10 protein-coding genes and 1 pseudogene are annotated in these 12,315 nt (G+C 46.0%); 5 read left to right on the top strand and 6 right to left on the bottom strand.

Annotated elements, in window-relative coordinates; translation table 11 throughout:
* Positions 1 to 23: 23 nt before the first annotated feature.
* Entirely contained in the window at positions 24 to 455 is a 432-nt protein-coding gene (locus tag NIES208_RS00870) for a DUF2996 domain-containing protein (RefSeq protein WP_075888755.1), read from the bottom strand.
* A 140-nt stretch (positions 456 to 595) separates the two neighbouring features.
* Here NIES208_RS00870 and trmB point away from each other — a divergent pair, with 140 nt between their 5' ends.
* A complete protein-coding gene (trmB, locus tag NIES208_RS00865; protein WP_075888753.1) occupies positions 596 to 1,246 on the top strand; it encodes a tRNA (guanosine(46)-N7)-methyltransferase TrmB in 651 nt (216 codons plus the stop codon).
* 182 nt (positions 1,247 to 1,428) lie between these two features.
* On the opposite strand, the gene NIES208_RS00860 is transcribed toward trmB, so the two are convergent.
* A complete protein-coding gene (locus NIES208_RS00860) occupies positions 1,429 to 1,626 on the bottom strand; it encodes a hypothetical protein (protein WP_075888751.1) in 198 nt (65 codons plus the stop codon).
* A gap of 521 nt (positions 1,627 to 2,147) precedes the next feature.
* On the opposite strand from NIES208_RS00860, the gene ftsH4 reads away from it, so the two are divergent.
* The gene (gene ftsH4, locus NIES208_RS00855; RefSeq protein ID WP_075888749.1) at positions 2,148 to 4,028 is read left to right on the top strand and encodes an ATP-dependent zinc metalloprotease FtsH4; all 1,881 of its coding nucleotides are present in this window, start codon (positions 2,148 to 2,150) and stop codon (positions 4,026 to 4,028) included.
* A gap of 100 nt (positions 4,029 to 4,128) precedes the next feature.
* Here ftsH4 and NIES208_RS00850 read toward each other — a convergent pair whose 3' ends face one another.
* The 4 genes from NIES208_RS00850 to NIES208_RS00835 form a co-directional block, all read right to left on the bottom strand.
* Entirely contained in the window at positions 4,129 to 5,481 is a 1,353-nt protein-coding gene (locus NIES208_RS00850) for a UDP-glucose dehydrogenase family protein (protein WP_075888747.1), read from the bottom strand.
* A gap of 96 nt (positions 5,482 to 5,577) precedes the next feature.
* On the bottom strand, positions 5,578 to 6,510 hold the full coding sequence (locus NIES208_RS00845; protein ID WP_075888745.1) for a UDP-glucuronic acid decarboxylase family protein: 933 nt from the start codon (positions 6,508 to 6,510) through the stop codon (positions 5,578 to 5,580).
* Between the two features lie 68 nt (positions 6,511 to 6,578).
* Positions 6,579 to 8,069 carry a BCD family MFS transporter gene (locus tag NIES208_RS00840; protein WP_075888744.1) on the bottom strand — a complete coding sequence of 497 codons (1,491 nt, stop codon included), beginning with the start codon at positions 8,067 to 8,069 and terminating at the stop codon, positions 6,579 to 6,581.
* 99 nt (positions 8,070 to 8,168) lie between these two features.
* Complete coding sequence (locus NIES208_RS00835) at positions 8,169 to 8,591, bottom strand: YraN family protein (RefSeq protein WP_075888742.1); 423 nt, start codon at positions 8,589 to 8,591, stop codon at positions 8,169 to 8,171.
* Between NIES208_RS00835 and NIES208_RS00830 the strand changes: the two genes are divergently transcribed.
* The 3 genes and pseudogenes from NIES208_RS00830 (at position 8,583) to dnaG (ending at position 12,206) form a co-directional block, all read left to right on the top strand.
* Positions 8,583 to 9,551, top strand: a complete 969-nt coding sequence (locus NIES208_RS00830) for a DMT family transporter (protein WP_225875217.1) — start codon at positions 8,583 to 8,585, stop codon at positions 9,549 to 9,551. The two genes, NIES208_RS00835 and NIES208_RS00830, sit on opposite strands and share 9 nt — an antisense overlap.
* Before the next feature lie 57 nt (positions 9,552 to 9,608).
* Positions 9,609 to 10,184: pseudogene (locus NIES208_RS00825) on the top strand (Uma2 family endonuclease).
* A 78-nt stretch (positions 10,185 to 10,262) separates the two neighbouring features.
* Positions 10,263 to 12,206 (top strand): DNA primase, encoded by a 1,944-nt coding sequence (gene dnaG, locus NIES208_RS00820; protein ID WP_075888741.1) that lies wholly within the window; start codon positions 10,263 to 10,265, stop codon positions 12,204 to 12,206.
* Positions 12,207 to 12,315: the final 109 nt, after the last annotated feature.

The following is a 12,315-nucleotide window of genomic DNA, read 5'->3' as shown; positions in this document are numbered from 1 at the left end:
TTCGTCCCGGAGATGTACAGGCACTAATTTAAAGCTAGCCATTTCTGAGCATCAAGACGCTGAAGTACATAACCAACGAGGAGGGGCAGATTGACACGGCGCTCATCAATCATAAAAGACTCAAGGGTACTGTGGGGTGAACCATCGGTCGCAAAAGACCAAGCTTTTTGACCCTTAATATCCGCGTCAACAAAGTACAAAATGAACTGCCGTTGGTTATTCATCCAACTGCCTTGAATTTGCCAACAAGTGGTAGATTCTAGCCCTTTAATCGGAATATTTGTTTCGACAAATTTTAGACTCATGTCTGTAATGCCGTTATCGTTTAGGGCAGTCTGAACCTCAGGTAAAAAGTGCGCCTCGATAAATTCTTTGAAAGGCTTATCTTCGATCTTCGGAGGCTTTTCTTTTTTTTTCGCCGCTGCTTTGGATTTAGGATCAGTAGTTTCTGCCATGTTCTGCCAAAAGTCTAAAAGAATGTCACAAAGGGCAAAGCAATTTTGCTCCTATATATTTAAGCATATCGAAGTTTGGCTTACTGCGCGTGGCACAATAGTAAAGCAATTTTTATATCGAGTATTTAGGGGTTTGTTCAGTGGGGCGATCGCGGGTCAGACAGCATGTTAATCCGTTAACAGATAAGTATCAACAAGAGTTTACAATGCCTGAGTGGGCAAGGATTTACACCGATCTCACAGCGCCGCTTCATCTTGATATTGGCTGTGGGCGCGGACGGTTCATTTTAGAAATGGCACAGCGTTATCCGGAACGCAATTTTCTTGGTATTGAGATTCGTGATCCCCTAGTTCAAGATGCCAATGAGATCCGCGATCGCCAACAACTCACAAATTTGCATTACCTATTTGCCAATATCAACACCTCTTTGCAAGCTTTACTAGGTTCGCTACCCACAGCCAGTCTTCGCTGGGTAACGATCCAGTTTCCCGACCCTTGGTTTAAGAAACGCCATCACAAACGCCGCGTTGTCCAACCGGATTTAGTTGATATTTTGGCACGTCATACCCCAGCAGAAACTATTTTCTTTTTGCAATCAGATGTAGAAGAAGTTGCCCTTGAGATGCGCGAAAAATTTCTTGACCATGACTGGTTTGAAACGACACACCAAGATTTTTGGTTAGCCGAAAATATTTTTCCTGTACCAACTGAGCGGGAAGTGGCGACCCAAAACAAAGGTGAACCAGTCTATCGCGTACTTTTACAAAAATCGCAGCAAGCGTCATTATGAGCGATTGATCTGCCTTTCTCACTCTATCTCGTCAAAGCCATTGGAGCTCAGGCAGCTGTTGACTTTAAAGCCTTTTGCTATAGGGGTTAACAGGTTAAGTTCTGAGTGAATCTTGCCGACTACAGACACAAGAGGAAAACTCAAATTATTGAAAATTTAAAAATACTGGATTTATTGAAAAACTAAACTTCAACCCAGTGACGCACTAGCTGCCCATCTTCCACTTTCCAGGTCAACTTATAGCTTGATTGGGATTTTTTGGTGTCGCTTTCTATGGCATCTGTATCAACGTCAACGCCATTCGATTGTGCTGCATCTTCTGACACAGCAGAGCCTAAACCGGAGGAAGAAGGGCTTGTGGTGTCAGAAAAATAGTCCATAGTATTAAGAAAAAATGTTATTCGTGAATTGCCGTAATTGTGACTTGTTAGACGGTCTCGTCGTGTGATCTAAACTTAATCTATTTGTGATGTGTCCCCACGGCGATCGCCTGTCCTGTTTCCTTAAACACAGAAGCAAAACAGAGATCAGGACAAATTACGATACCATCAAAAAAAAGTCTGACCTCCGAATAAACGGAGACCAGAGACTTTCGACAACAATTTCTTTCTTAAAGACTATTCTAGGACATTTTATAGAGATTGTAATCAACTAAATTAGTTATGGTTCCCTCTAAATGCCTAAATACCGAACAATCCGCAACATTTGTTTACAAACTAACAAAGCCGTAAATAAAGACTCTTAACCCTGATCAGCCTGTCACTCCAAGCTTTACACCAAATTCTAGCTGGTAAAAACACGGATGTCTCAGCCGAACGCTTTGTTCGGTTACCCGCGTTGTTTACGAAATGTAGCTTTTCTTACAATTAAACTTGTAAACGCTTTCTGCGGGATATCTGCCATGAGCATTAAAGACAAGCCTCCATCACGAGCTAGGCAAATCGGTTCTATCCTCCTTTGGGTAACCGGATTATTCTTTTTATTTAATGCCTTTTTCCCAACGTTTTTCGGGAATCCCACGCCTCAAGTTCCCTATAGTCTTTTTATTAGCCAAGTTGAAGATGGCCAAGTCGTAAAAGCCTCCGTCGGTGATAAGGAAATTCGCTATCAGCTTAATGAAGCAGTCGATCAAGAGGCGACAATTCTCCGCACAACCCCAATTTTTGATCTTGATCTTCCGAAACGTCTTGAAGCAAATGGTGTCGAATTTGCAGCGCCTCCGCCAAGTAACAATTTCTTTGGTAATATTCTTGGCTGGGTCATTCCACCGATTATTTTCGTTGCCATTTGGCAATTTTTTATTGGGCGTAATGCTGGCGGTGGTGCTGGTGGCGCTTTATCCTTTACCCGCAGTAAGGCTAAGGTTTACGTAGAGGAAGATTCCACTAAAATCACCTTTGACGATGTTGCGGGGGTGGACGAGGCAAAGACTGAGTTGACGGAAATTGTTGATTTTCTGAAAACGCCCCAACGTTATACGGCGATCGGTGCAAAGATTCCCAAAGGTGTTTTGCTTGTCGGCCCCCCCGGAACGGGTAAGACTCTGATGGCTAAGGCTGTTGCTGGTGAAGCTGGTGTCCCTTTCTTCTCCATCTCCGGTTCTGAATTTGTGGAGTTGTTTGTTGGTGCTGGTGCTGCGCGTGTCCGCGACTTGTTTGAGCAAGCGAAGAAGAAAGCGCCTTGTATTATTTTTATTGACGAGCTGGATGCGATTGGTAAATCCCGTGCTTCTAATGGTGTGATGGGTGGCAATGATGAGCGGGAACAAACTCTTAATCAGTTGCTGACTGAAATGGATGGTTTTGCGGCAGGTGATGCGACGGTCATTGTGCTCGCTGCGACTAACCGTCCTGAAACTTTAGACCCAGCATTGCTACGTCCGGGTCGTTTTGACCGTCAGGTTCTTGTTGATCGTCCTGATCTTGGGGGTCGCCTGAAGATTCTTGAAATCTATGCGAGCAAGGTTAAATTAAATGATGAGGTTAATCTCAAGGAAATTGCGACGAGAACGCCGGGTTTTGCGGGTGCTGATTTGGCCAACCTTGTGAATGAAGCGGCGCTACTTGCAGCTCGAAACCACCGTGAGACGGTTGCTCAGGCAGATTTTGCGGAAGCGATTGAACGGGTTGTGGCGGGTCTTGAGAAAAAGAGTCGTGTGCTGTCGGATAAGGAGAAGAAAATTGTTGCTTATCACGAAGTGGGTCATGCTCTAGTTGGTGCGCTACTGCCCGGTGGTGGTAAGGTGGCAAAAATTTCGATTGTGCCCCGTGGGATGGCGGCGCTTGGTTATACTTTGCAAATGCCGACGGAAGATCGTTTCTTGATGGATGAGCGGGAAATGCGTGATCAGATTGCGACTCTACTGGGTGGGCGATCGGCGGAGGAAATTATTTTCGGTTCGATTACCACGGGCGCGGCTAATGATTTACAACGGGCAACGGATCTTGCGGAACGGATGGTCACGACCTATGGCATGAGTAAAGTGCTTGGGCCCCTTGCCTATGAAAAGGGTCAACAAAATAACTTCCTTGGTGAGGGCATGATGAATCCCCGTCGTATGGTCAGTGATGAAACGGCGAAGGCTATTGATGCGGAAGTGAAAGAGATTGTGGAGTCGGCACATCAGCAGGCGCTGGCAATTTTGAAGGAAAATCACGACCTACTCGAAACTATCTCCCAAAAGATTTTGGATACTGAGGTAATCGAAGGGGATTTGCTGCAAGAACTGTTGGCTAATGTAAAAACTCCTGCGTCGGTTGAGCCTGTCGAGGCGATCGCCTAAATTTTTTCCTCACACACAAAAGAGTCCGAAGTTTAGCAGTTAATGCTTTGCCTCGGACTTTTTCTTATGGTTCTAACGAGAGAGTTGGAACGAGTAAAACTTAGTGACCGACACCAACGTAGCGGAAGCCACACTCTGCCAAATTATCTTTGTCAAGGAAATTGCGGCCATCAATCATTAAACGATTTTGGAGGCGATCGCCTAATGCGCTGTAGTCGAGCTCAAGAAACTCTGCCCAGTCAGTGACGAGGACAAGGGCATCACAATCATCGGCGAGCATCTCCGGACTAGACTCAATCAAAACCCCCGTCAATCCATGACTAATACCATTGGGAGAAACAATCGGATCATAGGCCTTTACTCGCGCACCAAGGCGATTTAGCTCAGCGATGAGTTTAAGAGACGGAGCATCGCGCATATCGTCAGTATCGGGTTTAAAGGTGAGTCCCAATAAACCAATGGTTTTGCCTTTCAGGATTTTTAGTTCCTGTTGTAGTTTTTCAAGGACGATCAGTTTTTGACGCTTATTGACTTCTACTGCTGCTTCTAAAATCTGGGTGTGGTAGCCGTAGTCTTCCGCTGTGTGAATGAGGGCAGAAACATCCTTCGGAAAACAAGATCCGCCCCAGCCTAAACCTGCTTGCAAAAATTTATTGCCAATGCGGCTATCTAAACCAATCCCCTTGGCAACTTGTAACACGTCAGCACCAACGCGATCGCAGACATTGGCCACTTCATTAATAAAACTAATTTTTGTGGCGAGAAAAGCATTGGCTGCATATTTAATCATTTCAGCGGAGTTGAGGTCTGTTTCAACAACCGGAATGGGAGTAGGCGTACCTTCGTCGCTAAATTTGCCGCTCACAAGGGGTTCGTAGAGCTGCTTCATCAGGGCGATCGCCTTGTCGTTACTGCTGCCGAGGACAATGCGGTCTGTATTAAACGTGTCTTTGATGGCCGAACCTTCCCGCAAAAACTCAGGATTACTGACCACATCAAACTGCACAGAGGTTGGATCACCCCCCTTTTCCTTAACGCCATCGAGCACGATCATCCGCACCCAGTCACCAGACCCAATGGGCACAGTCGACTTGTTGACGATTACCTTATAAACATCCGTGGGAAGATGTTCACCGATACCCCGCGCCACAGCTTCTACATAGCGGGTATCACTCTCGCCATTGGGTAATGCCGGTGTTCCCACAGCGATAAACATAATTTCGCCATGGTTTACTCCCATGCCCAGATCCGTCGAAAACTGTAACCGGCCAGAATCCATCGAGGACTGCATCAACTCCGATAAACCCGGTTCGTAAATGGGCGATCGCCCAGACTGCATCAACTTAACCTTTTGTTCATTGTTGTCGATGCAAATAACCTCATGACCCACATGGGAGAGACAAACACCCGTAACGAGACCAACATATCCTGTTCCGATAACGCAAACTTTCATGGCAATTATGACTGTGAAAAGAAACTTTTAGTAATAAAAATTGTTGACAATGACAAGGTCAACTTGGTGATCATCGATGTAATCTTTCGTCCTAAATTACTCATTTAGGCGATCGCGGAAATAGGCAATGGTTTTTTCTAGACCCTCCTCCAGTTGTACGGTCGGTTGCCAATTATTTAAATACGTTTTCGCTCTGGTAATATCCGGCTGTCTTTGTTTTGGATCATCTTGAGGGAGAGGCTCAAAGGTCAACTCAGCATCGGGATTCACCATTCTTTGGATCGTCTCAGCCAGTTGCAAAATCGTATATTCACCGGGATTGCCAAGATTAACTGGACCAATAAAGTCTCCTTCCATTAGCCGAATAAATCCTTCAACAAGATCGCTCACATAACAAAAACTGCGGGTTTGGGAGCCATCTCCATAAACCGTTAAAGGCTTACCCTGTAATGCCTGCACAATAAAATTACTCACCACACGACCATCATTGGGTAGCATGCGGGGGCCGTAGGTATTAAAGATGCGCACAACACGAATATCAACGCCATTGGAACGGTGATAATCGAAGGTGAGGGTTTCCGCCATACGTTTGCCCTCGTCATAGCAGGAACGAATGCCAATGGTATTCACATTGCCCCAATAGGTTTCAGGCTGGGGATGGACATCGGGATCTCCATACACTTCCGAGGTTGACGCGAGGAAAAATCTAGCTTTAACCCGTTTGGCTAAGCCCAACATATTGAGCGTACCCATCACATTTGTTTTAACGGTTTTAATGGCGTTGTACTGGTAATGGACGGGGGAAGCGGGACAAGCGAGGTGATAAATCTGGTCAACTTCAAGGCGGATCGGCTCGGTAATATCGTGGCGAATCAGTTCAAAGTAGGGGTTGCCCATCCACTTCAACACATTTTGTTTGCGCCCGGTGTAAAAGTTATCGAGGCAGATAACTTCGTGGCCAGCTTCCATGAGGCGATCAATGAGGTGCGAGCCAAGGAAACCAGCTCCGCCCGTAACAAGAATTCTCATACCAGTATTTTGGGGGTTAAAACGTTAAAGGGATCTTCACTAAAAGTACCGAGGGATCCGGTTTCTGTCTACCCGTCTAATTCCCCTTCTAGGATGGTGGCGATCGCCTGCTTTGTATTTTCTTTAAATTCGCGCACATTCACTCGCTCTAGGACAATGAGAGCACAGATCATGCCGATCGCCTGTAAGACAAAAACTGAACCATAGGCGAGTAAAGGCACACCAAAAATTGCCCGGCCAATATCCAGCACAACTCCCCCTAAAAGGGTGGCGATCGCCCGGGACATAGCCTGAGCTAAAGCCCATGTACCAATAAAAGTTCCGGCAGTTTCAGCGGCGGTCAAGTCGAGCATTAAACTAATGGCACCAATGGTGCCAATGCCCGTCGCAGCACCGAATAGCACCAATGCATATTTGAGTATTTCCGGTTTTTGAGTAACGCCTGCAAGGATCATGAGGCCAAAGCAAACGGCCACTAATACACAACCTAAACGCGCGGTATTTTTTTTCCCGATCCTTGGGACAACGAGAAATCCCGTGGCACTATAACCGACTAAAACTCCCATGCCCCAATAGGAATTTAGCAGGGTACTTTCGCCGATGGACATGCCAAAGACTTCGCCGCCATAGGGTTCAAGAACGGCTTCTTGCATGAACAAACTAATGGTAAAAACCACTAAAAAGCTAAAGAAAATTGCGGTTTGACGACTGCTGGTGACAATTTTTAAAGATTCTGTAAAGGTAATTTGATCTTCTCGTTTTGTCGCAGCGTTGCGCCGCTGAAACCGGGAATATTTGCGTTCGACACCAATTGTGCCCAGCAAGCCTAAACCGAAGGCGATCGCCGGGGCGATGATAAATAAAGAATTGATCGGGCCACGCAAACTATCAATGGGGGTATTGAGCAGTTTTTCACCTTGGCTGAGCATTGACCCAACATTAGCGCCCAGAATGATACCGGATTGCTGAATTTTTCCGAGGAAAATACTACCGCTAATACCGCCAATCACCACACCCACTAGGAGCATTGACCAAACTATTGCGACAATTTTAGAACGGGTTTTCTCTTCTGAAATATCAACGAGCAACGCGGTGAAAGGGGTAGAACTAGAACTTAGGGCTAAGCCATAAAATCCTAAAACAGCACCCAAGGCGATCGCCCAAAACGTCATTTCGCCAGACCAGACCCAACTGCCATTTGCCTGAACGAGTTCGGCTAATTTCCAGACAATTTGCACCGCTACCAAAACGGCTGAACCAAATAAAATTGTGCCGATCCAGACATAGCCACTGCGGTGTAGCCCAAAGATTTTTTTACGGTCAGAGAGTTGCCCAAAAAAGACCCGCGCTGGTGCCATAAATTGCGGTACAGCCAGTGCGCCGGCGGTAACGGTCGCCGGAATATCCAGCTCACTGATCATCACGCGGTTGAGGACGGCAAGGGTGAGTACGGCCATTAAACCCAGACCCATATTGAAAAGACCCAGACGCATCATTGTCAAAGGCCCCACAGAGGGCAATTGGTCGGGTAGAGATTGGGGAAGGTCAGAAATTGTCATAGTGGCGATCGCCAGATTTATAAAAGCGGTATTGAAATGTTTGTATTTTAAAGTTTGTGGGTCATCGTCGGCAGGAAATTGTCCCAATAACCAAGGTTTTTAATCAAAAAAGTCGGTGGCTTCAAAGGCAGCATCGAGATATTGTTCTAATTTGCACTGATAAGTGTCTGATGAGTTGCCGCAATATGAAACCAGAGCCACATCAAATCGACAGCCATATTTTTCGTATTGGGGAGATTCGGCAAGAAATTGCAGAGCCGCTTTAATGGTTTTTCGTTGCTTCGCTGACGTAATGGCAAAAAGTCCTTGGGCATCTAGGCCTTGGGAACGCCGTGTTTTTACTTCCACAAAAGCCACAATTTTTTGGCTCGGCTGAAATGCCACAATATCTAGCTCACCATAGCGACAATGCCATTGGGTTACGATAATTTCCCATTGGTTTTGTGCTAGGTAATCGCAAATAAATTTTTCGCCGCGATCGCCAATGATTTTATGGGTGGTTTTGGGTTTCGATTGAGACATCTCGCCTATGATTTTGAAACATCTTTACTGGGGTCAAGCATGACAGATCTGGGGCGATCGCCGACCAATATTTTAATTTGGAGCGTACTCATCATTGGGGCTGTTGGGGTTTCAACATCCTCCATTTTTATTCGATTGGCGATGGCGGCTGCGGATAAACAAGGTATTGCTTTTAGTTTATTTTTGGCTGCGTCTCGCTTAATTTTTGCCTCTATTGCATTGATGCCCACGTGGCAAAACGTTACCAAAGCCAAACCCACTAAAACCTCGATGGGCTACGGGATCGCCGCTGGTCTGGCTCTGGCCTTGCATTTTAGTTTGTGGATTAGTTCGTTGTCTTTTGTCTCGGTGGCAGTTTCCACAAGTTTGGTGACTACTAATCCGATTTGGGTGGCCTTAATCGGCTGGATATGGCAAAGGAAAACGTTATCAAGGCGTACGATTATCGGAATTTTCTTGGCGATCGCCGGCAGTTTTATGATCACCTGGAGTAAACCGACGGAGATGGCGATTAATTCTGCTCCAGTTCTTGGCACAATTTTGGCCTTATCCGGTTCCATTGCTGCGAGCTTTTATTTGGTCTTTGGTCAGGAAGCTCAACGACAGGGTTTACCGACCCAAAGTTACGCCACTATTGCCTATACTGTCGCGGCGATCGCCCTATTACCCATGCCAATATTGTGGGGCGAAAGCTATGGTGGCCACAGTCTAGAGGTTTATGCTTATATTCTTGCAATGACGATTATTGCCCAGTTAATTGGTCACACGAGTTTTAATTGGGCATTGCGTTGGTTGCCTTCTGTCACTGTTACGCTCTGTATTTTGTGTGAACCGATTATTGCCAGTATTCTCAGCTTTTTTATTCTTAAGGAAATCCCCAGTCTTTCTATCATTTTCGGGGGATTCGTAATTTTAAGCGGTGTGGCGATCGCCGTTCTGAAAGTGCCACAGAAGCTTTAGACAAGCTCCTATAATCAAAAGTAGTCACACCAAACAGTGGGCGATCGCCACATAGACATGATTTTCCCAATTGAGCTTAATCTCGACGGTTGTGATTTGAGTAAAAAACAATTTTTCCAGCTTTGCCAATGTAATGAAATCTGGCAGTTTGAGCGCAGTGCTACCAATCAACTCATCATCATGCCATTAGCAGACGGAAAAACCAGTAACCGTAACGCAAACTTGACGTATCAATTATCTCTTTGAAACCGCCAAACAAAATCAGGTATTGGCTTTGGTTCCTCGACAGGTTTCACCTTGCCAAATGGCGCTGTTCGATCACCAGATGCCGCATGGATTCCAACGGAGAAATGGCGGTCATTATCCCAATCTGAACAAGAGAAATTCGCGCCACTAAGTTTGGATTTTGTTAGGGAATTACTTGCTACTCATGAACGGCTAGATGTTACCCAAGCAAAGTTGCATGAATATATCGAAAATGGCACTCGTTTGGGTTGGCTCATTAACCGAAAAACCAAGCAAGTTGAAGTTTACAGGCCAAGTCAAGATGTTGAAGCTCTCGATGCTCCAGAGCAACTAAGTGGTGAAGATGTTTTAGTGAATTTTGAATTAAATCTTTCGAAAATTTGGTAGGCGATCGCCAATCTTCATCACCACAACTCCTCTGGGGTGAGTAAAATTTAAAGACGTTTCGTTCTCGGCATTAGCACCATGGCAATCCCAGCCATTCATCCCGACACAATTGAAGATGTCCGGCAGCGGGTCGATATCAGCGAAGTGGTATCGGACTATGTGGTGCTAAAGAAACGGGGGAAGGATCTGCTGGGTCTTTGTCCGTTCCACGATGAGAAAACGCCCAGTTTTACGGTGAGTCCATCGAAGCAGTTTTATCACTGTTTTGGTTGTGGGGCAGGCGGCAATGCCATCAAATTTTTGATGGAAATTAATAAAAGTTCCTTTGCGGAGGTGGTGCTAGATCTGACGCGACGGTACCAGATTCCCCTCAAAACCCTAGAGCCAGAACAGCGGCAAGAAATTCAACGGCAACTATCGCTCAAAGAACAGCTCTACGAAATTGTGGCGATCGCCGCCAGTTTCTACCAGTACGCCCTCAAGCAGCCCCAAGGGGAAACAGCACTGCAATATGTGCGGGAAGAACGAAAATTATCAGAAGCGACCATCCAAAACTTTGGCATTGGCTACGCGCCCGGCGGTTGGGAAACCCTTTATCGATATTTGGTAGAGCAAAAACGCTATCCGATTGCGTTGGTGGAACAAGCGGGCTTAATCAAACCACGTCAGTCGGGCAATGGTCATTACGATCAGTTCCGCGATCGCCTAATGATTCCGATTTATGACAGTCAAGGTCGCGCCATTGGCTTTGGTAGTCGAACACTCACAGGCGAAGAACCCAAATATCTCAACTCTCCCGAAACGCCTTTATTCGATAAAAGTAATACGCTCTTTGCCCTCGATAAAGCAAAAGGGGCGATCGCCAAAGCCGACCAAGCGATTGTGGTAGAAGGTTATTTTGATGCCATTGCCTTGCACACAGCGGGTTTTGAAAATGCGGTGGCTTCTTTAGGAACCGCCTTTACTCAGGGACAGGTACGCCAGTTATTGCGCTACACCGACTCGAAACAAATTGTTTTAAATTTCGACGCAGATAAAGCAGGCGTAAAAGCTACCCAACGCGCCCTCACCGAAATCGAACCACTGATTTATTCGGGACAAATGCAGGCAAGAGTTTTAAATTTGCCCGGCGGGAAAGATGCCGACGAATTTTTATTAATGCCCAGCGGCGTTACCCAATATAAAGAAGCACTGCGAGATGCGCCCCTGTGGATAGATTGGCAACTCGATCAGTTATTACTCGGTAAAGATCTCGGAGAAGCGGATCAAATTCAGCAAATTGGTCGCCAAGGTTTACGGATCCTCGCCAAGATCAAAGACCAAACCCTCCGTAGCCACTATATTTCAAATTTCGCCCAATCCATCAGCAAAGGCGATCGCCAACATTACCAGCAGCTGCAAGAAAATTTTTACTATCAAATTAAACGGCTAATTAAATCCCAGCGGCAAAAAAACCCAGAACCAGAGCACCAAGAACCCACTCCCGTTGACGATATTCCCGTCGCCACAGCCTCAATGCAACTAGTACAGGCAGAAGAACACCTATTAAGGCTATATCTGCATTGCACAGCCTTCCGTCGTCAGATCGAGACCCAGCTCAGCGAAAGCGAATTAATGTTTGGTATTTCCCACAATCGCTGGCTTTGGCAAGAAATCGCCCATATCCCCCCAGAAATCAAGCAAAACCTTGCCCACAACCAACTCCTCGGTAGAATTCTCGACATCCTCACCAATCACCCCGAAAAAATGCAGCCCCTCGGCAACCTCCTCTATCTCAACGAAAAAACCGAGATCGATATCCACCGTGTGCCCCTACAAATCCGGGCGGCGATCGCCACCATGGAATACGTCAACACGAAAAAGCACTACGAATATTGCCGCGAAAAATACGAAAACCTCGACCCCAGCCACAACGATTATTTGTATTACATGCAAGAATTTTGCCGCCTCAAGCAAGATCTAATCGAGACCAACAAAAAACGTAATTTCAGCAATCTCGAAGTGATTAAATACGACTCCTAAGAACCCGCAACAAAACCGCTCAGATCCAGAAGGTTAAGGTAAAATAAACGTACTACATCGAAATATTTGAGCAATGTAGTTTTTCACAACATCATTTCAGGGAACTGCA

The sequence above is a fragment of the [Limnothrix rosea] IAM M-220 genome (assembly GCF_001904615.1).
In the GTDB taxonomy this organism is placed as follows: Bacteria; Cyanobacteriota; Cyanobacteriia; order Cyanobacteriales; family MRBY01; genus MRBY01.
Note: the sequence above shows the minus strand (reverse complement) of the source record. Positions and strands in the feature narration are given on the sequence as shown.